This is a genomic window from Bradyrhizobium sp., from assembly GCF_016462955.1.
GTDB lineage: Bacteria > Pseudomonadota > Alphaproteobacteria > Rhizobiales > Xanthobacteraceae > Bradyrhizobium.
This window is the reverse complement of sequence record NZ_JAEMSD010000044.1, coordinates 7,867-22,943: the sequence shown is the minus strand read 5'-3', so window position 1 is coordinate 22,943 and position 15,077 is coordinate 7,867. Positions and strand designations below refer to the sequence as shown.

The following is a 15,077-nucleotide window of genomic DNA, read 5'->3' as shown; positions in this document are numbered from 1 at the left end:
ACCTTGCGGCGTCCGGACAGCGACCCGTCGCCATCAGCAAGACAGTCCGGGGCGATGGAGAAAAACAGATCAGGTTCGCGTCGTTGATCGGCGGCGGTCTGCGCCACTTCCAGTTGAACGACAACGCGGCCGTTCCGGGCACCGAAGATACCTCCCAGCGGGCGCGCTCGATCATCTTCCTTGCCTTCGGGGTTCTCGTCGCCACGGCGCTCAAGCCATATCGTCCCGGCGGCTGCTTGCCGCTCTACGTCTGCGAAAACGGCTTCATCGCCATCAACCCGCCGCTGACGGGAAGCCGCATCGGAAGTTTGAGCACCCGTACGGCCCACCCTTACTTCCTCTCAAGGTTCCAGGACGTTCTCGACGCCGCGAACCTGGGCGTGAGTATCCACACTCCTTATGGATACACGACCAAGGGCGAGATGCTGAAGACGTGCGCGGACCAGGACTTGCTGCGCACGCTGGCGGCGAACTCGACGAGTTGCGGCCGCTTTCAGCGCTACAACTACCGCCATTGCGGGCGGTGCGTGCCGTGTCAGGTCCGCAGAGCGGCCTTCCTCGCTTGGGGCGAAGACGATCCGACCGACTACGTCTACGAACATCTCGGTCGGGACGATCCGGATCACGCCGGCTTCGACGACGTCCGCTCGGTCGGCATGGCGCTGGCGGCCTCAAAGGGCGCGGGGTTCGACGATTGGCTTGGCGGAGCCCTTTCGTGGCAGGGGATCGAGGAGCGCGACGCGCTGAAGGATATGCTACGACGGGGACTTGCCGAACTCGGCGCCTTGCACGTGAAATACGGTGTCAAGTGATCGACCTTCATGCCCATCTAGATCTTTATCCGGATCCGGTCGCGACAACGAAGGAGTGCATCGAGCGCGACCTTTTCGTCCTGTCGGTGACGACGACGCCCTCGGCCTGGTCGGGAACAGCCGCCTTGGCGAAGGATGCGGCGCGCATCCGTACCGCGATCGGATTGCATCCTCAGATCGCGCAGGAACGCCGGGGCGAACTCGGGCTCTTCGAGGAGTTGCTCCCGCGATCACGGTATGTCGGCGAGATCGGTCTGGATGGCGGCCCAGAACTGAAGGCGACCTGGGAAACGCAGCGCCACGTCTTTGACGAAATCCTTCGGATGTGCGGGGCGGTCGGAGGCCGCATCATGACGATACACAGCAGGCGGGCCGCCGGGCCCGTTCTCGATGCGCTCGCGTCGCGGTCCGATGCAGGCGTCGCCGTTCTGCATTGGTTTTCCGGGACGCGCCGCGAGCTCAAACGCGCGGTCGATCAGGGTTGCTGGTTCAGCGTCGGCCCGGCGATGCTCGCCGGCGAGAGAGGACGCGGCCTGGTTGCCGAAATGCCCCGCGACAGGATACTGACCGAGACGGACGGTCCCTTCGCACAGGTCGAGGGGCGCTCCCTGTTTCCTTGGGACGTCGCCAAGGCCGAGCCGATTCTCGCCGATCTATGGGCCGTGGACGAAGGCGAGGTCCGGGGCCAATTGCTTGCGAACCTCAAGCGACTCACGACGCGGATCGCTCCGGAGCGCGGCAGCGCCCCCGGGCGGGGCTCTTCGGGCGTTGGCTGCGCCAGCTAATTCAGCACTCGCATCGAGTCGGGCGTGAGATCGTTCTCCGCTTTTCGACACGGCGGCCAAGCGACCCAGCCGACAGAAAGTCAAGGACCGCCATCCCCGTCGCCGCTCAGCGGTCGTGATGGCGCTTGTGCCAGACAATTCCCCCTAACGGTCTCGTCGACCGCCCCGGCGGGATTCGGGCCCGTTTGGTGGTGTCCGGAGGTATGTGAAGCTAAGGCGTCTTGCTTTCCAATTCGGCCACCGAGAACGGGTCACCATGTCCGGCCGCGGGGCGGTCTGGAATACTCGATGGTGAAGCCACCACCCATCTCCTTGTCGACCCCTGCTGAGACCCCCGTTTCTGCCGACGAGAGAGGCATCGGACGGCGCGCGAGGCAACTCCCCCGCGCCACGCCCCGGACCTCCGCCGGAGAAGACCGGTGACCCGGCAGAGCGATTCGATCTCCAGAAGAACTTAGAGGCCCACGCAGGCGCCGAAACACGATCCGGAGGTCGGCACCGATATCCACCTCGATCGCGCTCACCGCGGGCACTGGGCGCAGCGCCTCCAACAACTGTTGCAATTCCATCACGTCGACAGTGTTAAACGATTACCTGTCCAATAGCACTTCTTGCAACTAAGAACTATTCGCAATAAGGCTGGATGGGTTCACTGGGTCATCTCCAGATGCGTGTCGTCCACCATCGCGCTCCATCACCTGCCCTCGCGGCGTCGAGCGTTCGAGGTCGCTTGCGACTGGGCGGGGTCCTAAACGGGTATGCACAACCGCGGGTGCTGCAGGGTCGCTGTGAAACATTTCGCGGCGAATGCACGCCTGGTCAATTCAGCGACAGGATTGGCGGCGTGCAGGCTAGATTCAAATTGTTGCCAAGCGGCCGCCGCCGTATCGAAAGCGGTATGAAGAGGCGGACGCTCGACGCGATGAAGAAGGTCATCATCGGCATGATCCTGGCGGCCGTTCCGGCCGCCAAGGGACTTTCAGCCGATCTCGGCGAAGTCCGGCCCGGCCAGGCCGTCGACTGGAGCGGCCCCTTCGTCGGCGGCCATTTCGCCTATGGCGTCGGGTCCTCGCAGTACGCTTTCGGCGCCCCGGGACTGGCTCCGTCGTCCGGATCGATCGACCTGACGAACTCCCTCAACGCGTTCAAAGGAACCGGCTCCTACGCTCTCGGACTGGGCGCCGGCTATAACTACGTGCTGCCGTCCCACGTGCTCCTCGGCATCGAAGGCGACCTCACCTTTCCCAATACGATCTCCGGGACAACTTCGGTCGTCGGCGCTCAAGGGCCGGCGGCCCTGAAGGAAACTGTCCTGACATCGGGAACGCTGAGGGCCCGCCTGGGATACGCGTCGAGGTCCTGGTTGTTCTACGCCACGGGCGGCTTCGCATGGAGCTACGACCAGGCGACGCTCGACCCGCTCGACGGCACCCCGGGAGACAAGATCGGGTTCACTCGGCTCGGCTCCGCTTGGGGCGCCGGCGCCGAAGTCGCCCTGTCGGCAAACTGGTCGGCGCGGTTCGAATATCTCTACACGGACTTCGGGACGAAAGAGAAAGCGTTCGGCGGCACGCAGCATCTGTCCTCGGATCTCGCGGTGCAGACCGCCCGCCTCGGCCTCAACTACCGCTTCGGTCAAAATGGGCAGAAGGTTCTCGAGGACGGCTTGACGCCCTTCGAAACCGACCAGTTCAGCATCCATGGGCAGACGACCTATCTGCAGCAGTACGCGCCACCGTTCCGCTCTCCCTACACCGGCACGAACAGCCTCATTCCGAACCAGACCCGACAGACCTGGGACGTGACGCTCTACGCCGGCTTCAGGCCTTGGGCCGGCGGAGAATTCTGGGTCAACCCGGAGATCGATCAGGGGTTCGGCCTGAGCTCGACCTTGGGTGTGGCCGGATTTCCGAGCGGCGAGGCCTACAAGGTCGGATCCGCTGCGCCCTACGCCCGCATTCCCCGCGCCTTCTTCCGTCAGACGTTCGACCTCGGCGGTGATACCAAGAAGGTCGATGCCGACATCAACCAGTTCGCCGGCACGCAGAGCGCCGACCGCTTGGTCCTGACGGTGGGAAAATTCGCTGTCACCGACGTCTTCGACACCAACAAATATGCCCACGACCCGCGCAAGGATTTCATGAACTGGTCGATCGTGGACACCGGCACGTTCGACTACGCCGCCGATGCTTGGGGCTTCACCTACGGCGCCGCCGTCGAGTGGTACAAGGGCGACTGGACATTCCGCGGCGGCTTGTTCGATCTGTCGACCGTTCCCAACAGCACCGAGCTGGATCCGACGTTCTCCCAATTCCAGTGGGTCGGCGAGATCGAACATCGCCATGAGATCTGGGGCAAGCCGGGCAAGGTCGCGGTTACGGGATTCCTGACACGCGGGCGCATGGGGCGCTTCGACGAGGCCGTGGCGCTCGCGCAGGCGACGGGCACAGCCGCGGACACCGCCCTGGTCCGGCGCTACCAAAGCCGGGCCGGCATCAGCGTCAACCTGGAGCAAGAGGTCACGAAGGAGCTCGGCGTCTTCGCTAGGGCCGGCGTCGCCGACGGATCCAAGGAGTCCTATGAATTCACCGACATCGATACGACGGTTGCCGCCGGCCTGTCGCTGGCGGGATCTTCCTGGAACAGACCTAACGACACGTTCGGATTCGCCGGCGTGTTGAACGGCATCTCGCAAGCGCGCCGCACTTACCTCGATGCGGGCGGTCTCGGCATTCTCGTCGGAGACGGACGCCTGCCGAACGCCGGCCCCGAGAAGATCATCGAAACCTACTACAGCTTCCCACTGTGGTCGTGGCGCGCAACGCTGGACTACCAGCTCGTCGTCAACCCGGCCTACAACCGCGACCGCGGTCCGGCGTCGATTTTCGGCGTGCGCGTCCGCTCGCAATTCTGACGGCCCATCACGGACAACGCGAACCGTCTATTGCCAACGCTGGATCGTGTCGGCGTAAACGGGGCTTGCAAGCGCGGTTTCAGCCAACACAGTCCTGGCGCTGGAAATGACATCGGAAGCGCCCTAACGACTGTTCTCTCCGACGAGGCGTGTTTTGGATTCTGAGCGCAGATCCCGACGCCAACGAAGGCCTTTCGACAGTATAAACCAAAAGGCCGCCCCAGGAGGCGGCCTTCGTATTCGCGTCGCTGCATTCGAGCGACCATCAGCCGGATTGTTGGAGGAGGACATCCCCAGCCGTACGTTCCGCGGAGCTTCCTCAATAGCGGTGGTGGCCTCGCTTGATCACCACCGTCCTGTTGCCGTGCATTCTCATCCCCCGATGCATATCGCCACCATAACGCATGCCGGCCCCATGGGGACCGCGCATCTCGGCCCGCGCGCCGTATCCACCATGATGTCCCCCCTTCTTGACGATCACCGTCTCCGCCGAGGCAGGCAATGCGAACGAAACGGCCAAGCCGAATACCAAAAGACCAAGCTTCTTCATGTTCCAAGTCCCTCTGTCATCAGTCGTTACCCAAGTCACACGTCATCGTGACGTTCCCTCCTACGGAGGCGCCCGGTTGCGACCAAATTACGCACGACTAAACGATGGACTGGTGACCCTGGACGGCGAGCAACCTTGCTTCGGTTCGCGCGTTTCGCGTTTTCAACTAAGGGGGACGCGCGATGCTGGACGCCACGCAGATCAAGGCACGCATGGACGTCATTCCATCGACAAAGAAGCCGTCGGAAAAGTCGATCACCCGGAAGGGCCCGACAAAGATCAACTTGACGAAGCACAGTTCGCCTGACGGCGACCACCATGATTCCGGTGTCCTGGGTCGATCATGTCGACCAGCACGTGCACCTCTCCAAGACCGGCGACGAAGTCGGTAGCCACCGGCAGCACGAAGGAGGCGAATGAGGGCACCCTTCCTCGCAAGCGGACCGAGGCCGAGACTGGGCCCCCCAGTCTCGTATCGCGCCACATTGCTGCGTTCAGCAAACGCGGGTTTTTCGTGTCTCAATGTGCGGTTGGAGCGAGAGATTGAGAAAATCGGAGCGCATATAAGATGATGTCTTGTCAGCGCTTGCCCAGCGCGGTCTTGAGAAGACCCAGACTCCGGCTGTACAGGGCCGTTGCGGCCGCGTAGTCCATTTGGTTAGCGGCCGACTTCTGCATCTCTTCCTCAAGGCTCACAGCGTTTCCCGCGGGACGTGTCTGGTAGCCACCCGGCTTTGTTTCAGAAGAACTCCCACCACCCGAAGGAAGTTGGTGGGACGAGTTGGTACGCATCAGAGCCAGCGCAAACGTCTGACCCGTGGCCTGACCCTTGGCGCCAATTTTCGGTTCGACCAGATCAGTCGGCTTGAAGTTGGGAGTGTCGGAGTTTGACACATTCTGCGCCAGCACCCGCTGGCGCTGCTGGTGCCAATCCATTTTTGTACGAAGCGCAGCGAGAGTGGAAATATCATTGATCGCCACCGACGTTCCTTCCCGCTTGAATGCTTCCACTTTTCTGACTAGGCAGATTTTTAACGCTTGGTAAACATGCGGAATGCAGCGACAAGTTGACGCGATCAGCGCTCGTTGCTCATGTAGATTTCTGTCAAATCGAACTTTTGATCATCGCTTCGACATCCGGACACAGCGGAGCATCACCGATGCATCGACGAAATCCGACGCGCGCGCGCGAAAGCGCGATTCACTCCTGTATTATTTGCATGAGACTCTCAGGCAATTGTTACCCCGCTCCGCGAGCGAGCTTGCAGTTATTGCAGAAAACTACTGACTTTGCTGCGTTTCGGAGGTTCTGATCGTTGGCATAGTTCTTGCGAACTTCGCAACACGCCTCGCGCCCGTTGCTTCGATCAAGAACGAGCTTCACCATGAGCCTAAATTCTGCCCTTGCCAGTGCGATGAGCGGTCTGCGTGCCAATCAGGCCGCGCTCTCGATCGTCTCATCGAACGTCGCGAACTCGCAGACGCCAGGCTACGTCGCCCAGACGCCGAACCAGATCGAGGTCACCACCGGCGACTTCGGCTCGACCGCGATGACGACCGGCGTCAGCCGGGAACTCGACACCTATGTGCTGAACCAGCTCCGCACCGAGACCGGCGGAAGCGGCTACGCCGACCAGATGGCGAGCATCCTAAAGCAGCTTCAGAATGTGTATGGCACGCCCGGCAACAGCGGCACGCTCGAAACCGCGCTGAACAACTTCACCACGTCGCTGCAGGCGCTGTCGACCAGCGCCGGCTCGTCGTCGGCGCAGAACGTCGTGCTCGGCGCGGCGCAGGCGCTGGCGCGGCAGCTCAACGTCACCACCAAGGGTATCCAGTCGCTGCGCTCCAATGTCGAGCAGGATCTCGGCAATTCGGCGCAGGCGGCGAACGTGGCGATGAAGCAGATCGCCGACATCAACACCAAGCTGCAGGGCCTGTCGGCTAACGATCCGTCCGCCGCGACACTTATGGATCAGCGCGATCAGGCCATCAACACGCTGTCGAAATATGTCGACCTCCGCGTCACCACCGACGGCTCGAACCAGGCCAACATCTACACAACGACGGGTATCCAACTGGTCGGTGCGGGTCTCGCCTCGCAATTCACGTTTGCATCTGCCGGTGCCCTCTCGGCGACCTCGCTCTACAACATCGATCCGACCAAGTCCGGCGTCGGCGCACTCAACGTCAAACTGCCGAACGGCTCGATGATCGACGTGGTCGCCAACAACGTGGTATCCTCAGGTCAGATGGCGGCCGATCTCAAGCTGCGCGACGAGACGTTGGTGCAGGCGCAGACCCAGATCGACCAGCTCGCCGCGACGATGTCGAGCGCGCTGTCCGACAAGACGACGGCCGGCAGCACCGTCCCCGGCCCGCCCACCGGGTTCGACCTCGACCTCTCCGGCGCGCAACCGGGCAACACGGTCAACATCACCTACACGGACACGGTCACCAACACCCAGCGCCAGGTCACCCTCGTCAACGTGACCGATCCTGCGGCGCTGCCGCTGCCGAACGCCACCAATGCCAACCCGTTCCAGATCGGCGTGAACTTCTCCAGCGGCATAAGTGTGATCGCGGCGGCGCTCAACACCGCACTGCCAAACACGCGTCTGACATTCGCCGCGGCCCCCTCGCCGGCGCCGGCGATGACGCTCCGGGTCACCGACGAAAACACCGGCCTTGCCAAAGTCAACTCGGCCTCGATCACCAAAACGATCACATCGCTGAGCTCGGGCAATCCGCAACTGCCGCTGTTCACCGACGGCGGGCAGGCTCTCTATACAGGTGCGATGATGGCCTCGGGCTCGCAGATGACCGGCCTTGCCGGCCGCATCGCCGTCAACACGCAACTGGTCACCGATCCGAGCAAGTTGTCGGTCTACAACACCTCGCCGGTGACGCCCGCAGGCGACACCACTCGCTCGGACTATCTCTACTCGCAGCTCACGACGGCGGTGTACTCCTACTCGTCGCAGACCGGTCTGGGCTCGTCGAGCCAGCCATTTACCGGCAGCATCTCGAGCTACCTCCAGCAGTTCCTGAGCGTCCAGGGCAACGCCGCGACGCAGGCGACCCAGCTTCAGCAGGGCCAGAACGTCGTCGTCTCGACGCTCCAGGCCAAGTTCAATTCGACCTCCAGCGTCAACCTGGACTCGGAGATGTCGAACCTGATCCAGCTTCAGAATGCCTATGCGGCAAATGCCCGAATCATGTCGGTCATTCAGGAAATGATGGACGTGCTCATTAGAGCTCAATGAGCGACTTGAGAAAGCCGTCACTGCCTTGCATAGCGCTGTCGATATTCGACATGGTCGCTCGTCCGCGGGCGATGGGAGGCATCTTCAACCTGTCGTTCGGCTCTCCATACCGGCGGAGCCCCGGCGGCGTGAATTCGTCGTCGCAACAATCAGCCGTCACGCCGGTAATCATATTTCCTATGGGCCATCCTTCAGCCGCGCGAGAGCAACCTTCCCGGTACGGGGGCGTTGCATCCTTCCACTCACTGGAGGATACCCCATGCGGGACACATCGCAGATCAAAGAGCACATGGACGTGATTTCGTCGGACAAGAAGACCGTAGGCAAGGTCGACCATCTGGAGGGTAGCGATAAGATAAAGCTCACCAAACAGAGCTCGCCCGACGGCGATCATCATCACTTCATCCCAGTCGCCTGGGTCGATCATGTCGACCAGCACGTGCACCTCTCCAAGACCGGCGAAGAAGTCACCGGCCACTGGCAGCACGAAGGTCGCAAGTAATCACGGCTTCTCGACTGGGAACCTCGCGCCTATTCGGCAGCCGACGCGACAACAGCCGCGTCGGCTCCTCTCCTCAAGGACCCGGGAGTTTGCGCCGAACTCAGCCGACGAACAGTTTTCGTAGAGCGATCACGGCGACCGCTGCGCCCAGAGGACCGACTAGCGTGACCCAGTAGCTGTCGGGAAACGCGCGATGCAGCAGGATGCCGGCCGAACTGGCCGACAACGCTATGAGCACCAATAGTCCAACAACGAAGAAGACGCGCTGAACCTTGGACATGCTGCGGGAATTCGCGTCCTCCTTTTCACTATCGTGGCGAACCACCGACCGTCCTCTCGTGTCGAAATTAAAGGAACCCCGCGGACGACGACATGCGCGTCCTCTACCTCGCCTCTTTGTCGTCGCGTAGCTCGGCTTGAGCAGCGGCGAAGATGATGTCCACGGGACGGCACCGATCCACAACCTTCCGAAGCATCCGGCGGCCGTCCGCCTTCTGTTGGCCGTGACTCAGGAACTCACCGACGAAGAAATCCGCCTCGCAGAGCCGCCTTTCGCCTTCGGCGCCCACACCGCCGCCGGCGTCTTGGCGCACCCGGTCCATGTCCAGTTTGCCCAAGTAAAAGTCCAGGACCTGAGCCGGCCACTGGGTGCGATCCACCCTCGCCGCGTTGCGCTCAAGTTCCTCGCGGTCCGGATTGCCCTGGTGGATGCGGGCGATGTGCATCCAGATCGCGGGAAAGGCGTTCGTCGGCCTCAGTCTCGCAGCGACACGCAAGTCTTCGATCGCCCCCGCGATCTCGTCCGAATAGAGCCGCGCTCGTCCCCGTCCGAGATAGGTCGCGGCGTTGCCGGGATCGATCGTTTGGGCGCGGTCGAAATCGGCCAACGCGTCCTTGTAGCGTCCCATCGTCATGTAGGCGCTCGCCCTGTTCGACCAGAAGATCGGATCGGTGCCCTTGAGACGGATCGCCTCGTCGAAATCTCCGATCGCCTTGTCGGTGTCGCCCAGCAGGAGATACATGCCGCCCCGGTTGCTGTAGGCGTCCGCGAAGTCACGCTGCAGGTCGACCGCCCGGTCGTAGTCCGATATCGCGGCCCGATAATCCTGCTTCGCGATGAAGGCATGGGCGCGGTTGTAGAAGGCTTGCGCCGCCGTTGGATCCAGCCGAATGGCTTCCCCATAGCTTTCGATGGCCCGGTCCACCTCTCCCTTGCGTTCGTAGACCGATCCGAGATTGTTGTGAATGAGCGCGCTGGTCGGGTTCAGCCGGAGAGCTTGTAGTAGATCGTCGCGTGCCTTGTCGAATTCCCGTCGATCGGTCCACGCCAGCGCGCGGTAGACGTAGGAGTTCGGAAAGTCGGGCAACAGCGCTATCGCGGCGTCGAAATCGCCCAAGGCGAGACCGCGCAGTCCGAGCGCGTCATACGATACCCCTCGCCCGTACAGGATGAAGCCGCGTTGCTCGGGAGTGAATTGCCCTTGCTTGATGGCTTCGCTGAACAATTGGATGGCCAGCGGAAACTGCTTCCTGTCCTTTGCCGCGAACCCTTCCCGCGCGAACTCACGGGCGCTCTGGGCGAACGACGGTGAACCCAGCAAGCACAGCAGGCTGCAGGCCACGAAAAGTAACCTCAGCCCCTTCCCGAATATTTGGCTGTCGAACCCTTCCGCCCATCCCCTGCCCTTCGGAGCCTCCTTTGTCACGACCGCCCTCAATTCGCGACGCGTCTGGCAGGAAATCTGCCGTCTACGCGCACACCGCATTCCTCGCAGGAAAACACCCAGCCGCCGACCTCCGTTCGCCAGTCGCCATCGTGCGGACAGTTCGGGCATGCTACCCTCCCTCTTTCGTTTCCCACGTCGATCTCGATATCGAGCGCCGACTTCAGACGGTGAAGGCGCTCGAGCTTGTCGTCCTCTCCCTCATCCACGCTAGACCACGTCGTCGGGCGCCAGCGCGCACGCGTTGTTCTCGTCGGTCTCGATCTGCAGGGTCGCGTGTCCGATCTTGTGCTCTGTCCTGAGCAGCCGGGCCGATTCCATCAGGAAATCGTCGCCGGGATGTCCGGTAGGCATGACCAAATGACACGTGATCGCCGTTTCCGTCGTGGAGATCGGCCAGATATGCAGGTCGTGGATCTTGGCTACGCCCGGCCGCTGCAGCAGAAATGACCGGACGGCTTCCATGTCGGTTCCGGACGGTGCCGCGCTCAATGACATCGCGACCGAGCCGCGCAGAAGGCTCCATGTGCTCCACAGGATGACGGCGCAGATGACCAGGCTCATTCCAGGATCCAGCCAAAGCCAACCGGTCCAGAGGATGAGCGCTGCTGACGCCACGACGCCGGCCGAAACGGCGGCGTCGCCTGCCATGTGCAGAAACGCCCCCTGAATGTTGATGTCGCCCTTGCGGCCGCTCGCGAACAGCATGGCCGTGGCGCCGTTGACGACGATGCCGATGGCGGCGACCACCATCACGGTCAGGCCGGCGACAGGCTCCGGTTCGTACAGCCGCAATATGGATTCCCATCCGATGGCGCCGGTCGCGACGAGAAGAAACACGGCGTTCGCCAGCGCAGCCAGGATCGACGCCCCCTTCAGACCGTAGGTGAAACGACCACTGGGCGCCCGCTTCGAGGCGACTGACGCGGCCCAGGCCACGACCAGGCCGAGTACGTCACTCAGATTGTGCCCGGCGTCCGCCATCAGTGCCGTCGAGTTTCCGAGGTAGCCATAGACGGCTTCGGCCGCGACCAGGGCGGTGTTCAGCCCGATGCCGATGGCGAAGGCCTTGCCGAAGCTCGCCGGAGCGTGGACGTGACCGAGCCCGCCATGATCATGGTCATGTCCGTGCCGGTCGGCGCCATGATCGTGACGGTCATGATGCCGATGATCATGGTCGGTGCTGCCGACGGGACCAGCGTTACGGTGACCCGTTTCAGACATGGAGTACGGTTTCCTCGCCTCTCATGGCCTCGTCCTCGATCTGGATCGTCGTGTGCTCGATTCCGTATTCCGCCTTCATCAGGTTCCGGGCCTCCCGCAGCGCCTCCCGCCCGGCCGACATGTCGGCCACGACGAGGTGGCAGCTCATGGCGTCGAAGCCGGACGTGACGGTCCAGACGTGCAGATCGTGGACGGCCACGGTTCCCGGGATGGCAAGAAGCTTCTTCTCGATCGCAGCGGTATCGACGTTGGGCGGGGTCCCCTCCATCAGGATGTGCGTGACCTGACTAAGGAGCGACCACGTCCGGGGCACGATGAACAGTCCGATGCCGGCGCCGATGATCGGGTCCGCGAGAACCCAGCCCTTCCACATCATGAGCAGCGCGGCGACGATCACGCCGATAGATCCGAGCATGTCGCTCAGCACCTCGAAGTACGCGCCCTTGACGTTCAGGCTTTCGGACGACCCGCTCGAAAGCAGCCACATGCTGACCAGATTTACGGCCAGGCCGATGGCGGCGACGATGAGCATCGGTCCGCTGAGGACCTCCGGCGGCGACTGGAAGCGCTGGTAGGCTTCGTACAGGATGTAGACCGTCAGCAGCAGCAGCACGACCGCATTAGCCAGCGCCGACAGGACCTCCATGCGCAGATAGCCGAAGGTCCGCTGCGGGGTCGCTTCGCGGGCGGCGAAGCGGATCGCGAGCAGCGCCAGCGCGAGTCCGCCGACGTCGGTCAGCATATGGGCGGCGTCCGCGAGCAGCGCCAAGCTGCCGGTCACAAGTCCTCCGATGACCTCCGCGATCATGTAGGTCGCGGTCATCGCGAGGGCCCAGGCGAGCCTCTTCGCGTGTTTAGCGCCGGCCGTTCCGACGGATCCTCCTCCGTGCATGTGTCAATCTCCCGTCGTGGTCGTATTTTGGGCGCCGCCGTCCGGATATTCGAGCGCTCGGCGGAGGTTTCGCTCGAGCTCGTCGAGCAGGAAAAAGCTTACGTCGTCCACCGAGCCGTGCCCCTTGGCGAACGGCTGCTCGAGGAGCCGGACGAGGTAGAGGACGTAGACGAACATAAAGGTGATGAAGCCGAACAGCAGCGCTGACGCCGGGTCGCCTTCCGTCTTCAGCAGCAGGAGCAGCAGTACGATCGAGAACACCAGCGTCTGCACCAGCACGTGCACGGACGGCACGAACTCGACGCGCTGAATGGTGTAGATCCGGAGCAATGCCCTCCGGATCACGTCCTGGTTCGTCCGGAGGCGGACGACGAAGTTCGCGGCCATACCCATGCCCTCGAGCCGGCCCAGGATCGGCGTCAGTTTGGCCAGCTCATCGAGGGCGGGAGGAACGTTCTTGTGGCCGTTTTTGTGCCCGAGGCCCTCGCGGAGCCTGTCGATCAAGGCAAGCAACAACAGCCGCGCCTTCCGCAGGTCGAAGGCATCGTTGGTCTGCGCGAAGCAAGCCAGGTCACCCTCAATCGCCTCGATGGAATTCCTGAGATCGGCCGGGATCTTCTCCGCCTCCTTGTAGTCCTGGAGGATGCTCGACAACAGAAAGCCGACGATGAACACGGCGCCGCCTATGCCGCTGGTCAACAGGCCGTTGAGATCCAGGAACTCGAATCCGAAGTAGTGGACCGCGACTTTCGCCGCGCTCAGAAGCAGCACGACGACGCCCACAGTGAAGAACAGCCGGAACTTCTTCCAGAGGGAGATATCGGCGCCACCGAAATGAAGATGCGAGATTATCGATGACGTCACCGCTCTTGGCCCTTTCCGAATGAATGGACAGGCGCGAATGTGCGCCCGTTCCAACGTAATATCGCCCGCCGGCCTCCCTCGAGCTCCAATCCGACGGTCCCGCCGGCGTTGATCAGCTTCATGTCGTCGACATAGGCGTTGAAGACACGGCGCGAACGGCCACCCCGCTCTAGGTAGACTTCATGAAGGCATCGCTCCGCCCGGCAGATCGCTTCTCGCCGTTCGCAGGCGAAGTTTTCGAAATGCAACGACCTGAAGTGCAGGCCGCCGACGTCGATGGTCGTAGAGAAGTAGTGCGTCGCTGCAGCTTTCCCGCCGCATGGACGCTCCAGACGGGCCAGACCGTGACGGATGTCGACCGGAAGCAGATCGATGTGCTCCGCGGCATACGGTCGTTCGCTCGCGATACTGCCGCGACCCTCGGCGGCGCCTATGGCCGCGATCAGACTCAAGATGCTTCCCAGCGCCAAAAAGAGTCCATACTTCCTCATTTGCGCCTCCGCTGCTGAGCCGAACTCACTCTTCGAACTCCACGCCCAACCGCTTCTCCTTGACCCACGCGACACGACAGGTGCGCCGCGTTCCGTCCGCCGGCACCACAAGCGTGAATTCGCGAGGGATGCCGAGCGGACTTTCAACCTCCAACATCGCGCCGCGATCGCTGAGATTCCGGATGGAGCAATCGATCGCGGAGCTTCCGAACTCGATCGATCCCTTCTTGAGAACCCTCCGGCGCTGGTCTCCACGTCGTTCCATTCCGGCTGCTCCGGCAGTCATGCGATCAGTCGACCGCTTTCTCGGCCTTCTCGCCGAGCTTGACGATGTCGCCTTGCGTGAAGAGGATTCCCTTGAGCTCCTCGCGCCACTCCTTCTTCCGTCGCAGCAGGAATTCGAGGTTCATCCCGAAATGCTTGAATTCCTCCTTCTGGGCGTTCGCCATGATGGCTTTAGCCTTCTTATCCTTCTCGACCGACATCCGTTGTTCGTACCAATTGATCGCTTCGGCTTCCTCGATCAGCGAAGCCATCATCCGCGCGAAGGTGCGGACCTCCTGCGAAAGCTCCTGCGGCGGTTCGTGGTATTGGTCGAAACCCATCTCATCGCTCCCTTTGCGCTAGTCGTGGCTGTCGAATCCCTTCGGGCTCGACGGCCCTTCGGCCGGTTGTGGCGCGAAACTCCCTGGTCCATGTCTTGAAATAGGCGAAGGCGATCATGATGCCGATGCCGGCGACACTGACGACGATCTGGAAGGCGAGCGAATCGGAGACGAGGTCGATGGCGAAGTAGGCGACGAAGGCGAGGAATACGCCCACGCAGAAGACTTCGAGCGATCGCTCTCCGCACAGCCGCAGCGGCCGAAGCCAAGGAGCCGACAAGAACGGCGCCTCTTTCGGAATCAGTCGCGAGACGACGATCGCGAGCGCCAGGAAATGGACGACGCGGTACGGCGCCAGATGCGTCTTGTTGTTCGGAATGAACAGCGACCGGACGGGCTCGACGATCATTTCCGCGTGGCCGGTCCGCGCTGCGAGTGTGACGATCGC

The 15,077-nt window shown here is 62.4% G+C and carries 18 protein-coding genes; 7 read left to right on the top strand and 11 right to left on the bottom strand.

The features are described from left to right. The 3 genes from JHD07_RS07625 to JHD07_RS07615 all read left to right on the top strand — a co-directional run. A partial coding sequence (locus JHD07_RS07625; RefSeq protein WP_291620604.1) for a 7-cyano-7-deazaguanine synthase occupies window positions 1-812 on the top strand: 812 nt, incomplete at its 5' end. Next, on the top strand, window positions 809-1,597 hold the full coding sequence (gene qatD, locus JHD07_RS07620) for a Qat anti-phage system TatD family nuclease QatD (protein ID WP_049820119.1): 789 nt from the start codon (window positions 809-811) through the stop codon (window positions 1,595-1,597). The genes JHD07_RS07625 and qatD, both read left to right, overlap by 4 nt. Before the next feature lie 898 nt (window positions 1,598-2,495). Further along, window positions 2,496-4,511, top strand: coding sequence for a carbohydrate porin (locus JHD07_RS07615; RefSeq protein ID WP_291620601.1), 2,016 nt, complete (start codon window positions 2,496-2,498; stop codon window positions 4,509-4,511). Between the two features lie 319 nt (window positions 4,512-4,830). On the opposite strand, the gene JHD07_RS07610 is transcribed toward JHD07_RS07615, so the two are convergent. After that, window positions 4,831-5,061: a hypothetical protein gene (locus JHD07_RS07610; protein ID WP_028136434.1), complete on the bottom strand. Its 231-nt coding sequence runs from the start codon at window positions 5,059-5,061 to the stop codon at window positions 4,831-4,833. 112 nt (window positions 5,062-5,173) lie between these two features. Here JHD07_RS07610 and JHD07_RS07605 point away from each other — a divergent pair, with 112 nt between their 5' ends. Both JHD07_RS07605 and JHD07_RS07600 read left to right on the top strand, forming a co-directional pair. Then, the gene (locus JHD07_RS07605) at window positions 5,174-5,368 is read left to right on the top strand and encodes a hypothetical protein (RefSeq protein ID WP_244626038.1); all 195 of its coding nucleotides are present in this window, start codon (window positions 5,174-5,176) and stop codon (window positions 5,366-5,368) included. Between the two features lie 11 nt (window positions 5,369-5,379). Continuing rightward, the gene (locus JHD07_RS07600) at window positions 5,380-5,481 is read left to right on the top strand and encodes a DUF2171 domain-containing protein (protein ID WP_244626039.1); all 102 of its coding nucleotides are present in this window, start codon (window positions 5,380-5,382) and stop codon (window positions 5,479-5,481) included. A 159-nt stretch (window positions 5,482-5,640) separates the two neighbouring features. On the opposite strand, the gene flgB is transcribed toward JHD07_RS07600, so the two are convergent. Beyond that, window positions 5,641-6,042, bottom strand: a complete 402-nt coding sequence (gene flgB / locus JHD07_RS07595) for a flagellar basal body rod protein FlgB (protein ID WP_151650756.1) — start codon at window positions 6,040-6,042, stop codon at window positions 5,641-5,643. A 404-nt stretch (window positions 6,043-6,446) separates the two neighbouring features. Here flgB and flgK point away from each other — a divergent pair, with 404 nt between their 5' ends. Beyond that, entirely contained in the window at window positions 6,447-8,327 is a 1,881-nt protein-coding gene (flgK, locus tag JHD07_RS07590; RefSeq protein ID WP_028136435.1) for a flagellar hook-associated protein FlgK, read from the top strand. Window positions 8,328-8,586: 259 nt separating this feature from the next. Beyond that, window positions 8,587-8,829, top strand: coding sequence for a DUF2171 domain-containing protein (locus JHD07_RS07585; protein WP_028136437.1), 243 nt, complete (start codon window positions 8,587-8,589; stop codon window positions 8,827-8,829). A 100-nt stretch (window positions 8,830-8,929) separates the two neighbouring features. Here JHD07_RS07585 and JHD07_RS07580 read toward each other — a convergent pair whose 3' ends face one another. The 9 genes from JHD07_RS07580 to opgC all read right to left on the bottom strand — a co-directional run. Further along, window positions 8,930-9,109: a hypothetical protein gene (locus tag JHD07_RS07580; RefSeq protein WP_028136438.1), complete on the bottom strand. Its 180-nt coding sequence runs from the start codon at window positions 9,107-9,109 to the stop codon at window positions 8,930-8,932. A gap of 103 nt (window positions 9,110-9,212) precedes the next feature. Then, on the bottom strand, window positions 9,213-10,664 hold the full coding sequence (locus tag JHD07_RS07575; RefSeq protein WP_151650243.1) for a tetratricopeptide repeat protein: 1,452 nt from the start codon (window positions 10,662-10,664) through the stop codon (window positions 9,213-9,215). A 99-nt stretch (window positions 10,665-10,763) separates the two neighbouring features. Next, window positions 10,764-11,777, bottom strand: a complete 1,014-nt coding sequence (locus tag JHD07_RS07570; protein WP_028136440.1) for a cation diffusion facilitator family transporter — start codon at window positions 11,775-11,777, stop codon at window positions 10,764-10,766. Next, complete coding sequence (locus JHD07_RS07565) at window positions 11,770-12,669, bottom strand: cation diffusion facilitator family transporter (protein WP_028136441.1); 900 nt, start codon at window positions 12,667-12,669, stop codon at window positions 11,770-11,772. The genes JHD07_RS07570 and JHD07_RS07565 overlap by 8 nt, the downstream gene beginning before the upstream one ends. A 3-nt stretch (window positions 12,670-12,672) precedes the next feature. Next, complete coding sequence (locus JHD07_RS07560; protein WP_028136442.1) at window positions 12,673-13,533, bottom strand: hypothetical protein; 861 nt, start codon at window positions 13,531-13,533, stop codon at window positions 12,673-12,675. Continuing rightward, complete coding sequence (locus JHD07_RS07555) at window positions 13,530-14,024, bottom strand: hypothetical protein (protein WP_028136443.1); 495 nt, start codon at window positions 14,022-14,024, stop codon at window positions 13,530-13,532. The genes JHD07_RS07560 and JHD07_RS07555 overlap by 4 nt, the downstream gene beginning before the upstream one ends. 25 nt (window positions 14,025-14,049) lie before the next feature. After that, on the bottom strand, window positions 14,050-14,289 hold the full coding sequence (locus JHD07_RS07550; protein ID WP_028136444.1) for a PilZ domain-containing protein: 240 nt from the start codon (window positions 14,287-14,289) through the stop codon (window positions 14,050-14,052). Window positions 14,290-14,314: 25 nt separating this feature from the next. Then, window positions 14,315-14,629 (bottom strand): hypothetical protein, encoded by a 315-nt coding sequence (locus JHD07_RS07545; protein WP_028136445.1) that lies wholly within the window; start codon window positions 14,627-14,629, stop codon window positions 14,315-14,317. A gap of 1 nt (window position 14,630) precedes the next feature. Then, window positions 14,631-15,077: OpgC domain-containing protein (opgC, locus tag JHD07_RS07540; protein ID WP_291620588.1), on the bottom strand; the 447-nt coding region annotated here is incomplete at its 5' end.

Bases quoted from the DNA above. Each gene is read 5' to 3' on its own strand.
- JHD07_RS07565 (WP_028136441.1), bottom strand. From the start codon at position 12,669: ATGCACGGAGGAGGATCCGTCGGAACGGCCGGCGCTAAACACGCGAAG.
- JHD07_RS07615 (WP_291620601.1), top strand. From the start codon at position 2,496: ATGAAGAGGCGGACGCTCGACGCGATGAAGAAGGTCATCATCGGCATG.
- JHD07_RS07580 (WP_028136438.1), bottom strand. From the start codon at position 9,109: ATGTCCAAGGTTCAGCGCGTCTTCTTCGTTGTTGGACTATTGGTGCTC.
- JHD07_RS07600 (WP_244626039.1), top strand. From the start codon at position 5,380: ATGATTCCGGTGTCCTGGGTCGATCATGTCGACCAGCACGTGCACCTC.
- JHD07_RS07550 (WP_028136444.1), bottom strand. From the start codon at position 14,289: ATGGAACGACGTGGAGACCAGCGCCGGAGGGTTCTCAAGAAGGGATCG.
- JHD07_RS07570 (WP_028136440.1), bottom strand. From the start codon at position 11,777: ATGTCTGAAACGGGTCACCGTAACGCTGGTCCCGTCGGCAGCACCGAC.
- flgK (WP_028136435.1), top strand. From the start codon at position 6,447: ATGAGCCTAAATTCTGCCCTTGCCAGTGCGATGAGCGGTCTGCGTGCC.
- JHD07_RS07585 (WP_028136437.1), top strand. From the start codon at position 8,587: ATGCGGGACACATCGCAGATCAAAGAGCACATGGACGTGATTTCGTCG.
- JHD07_RS07575 (WP_151650243.1), bottom strand. From the start codon at position 10,664: ATGCCCGAACTGTCCGCACGATGGCGACTGGCGAACGGAGGTCGGCGG.
- JHD07_RS07610 (WP_028136434.1), bottom strand. From the start codon at position 5,061: ATGAAGAAGCTTGGTCTTTTGGTATTCGGCTTGGCCGTTTCGTTCGCA.
- JHD07_RS07545 (WP_028136445.1), bottom strand. From the start codon at position 14,629: ATGGGTTTCGACCAATACCACGAACCGCCGCAGGAGCTTTCGCAGGAG.
- JHD07_RS07555 (WP_028136443.1), bottom strand. From the start codon at position 14,024: ATGAGGAAGTATGGACTCTTTTTGGCGCTGGGAAGCATCTTGAGTCTG.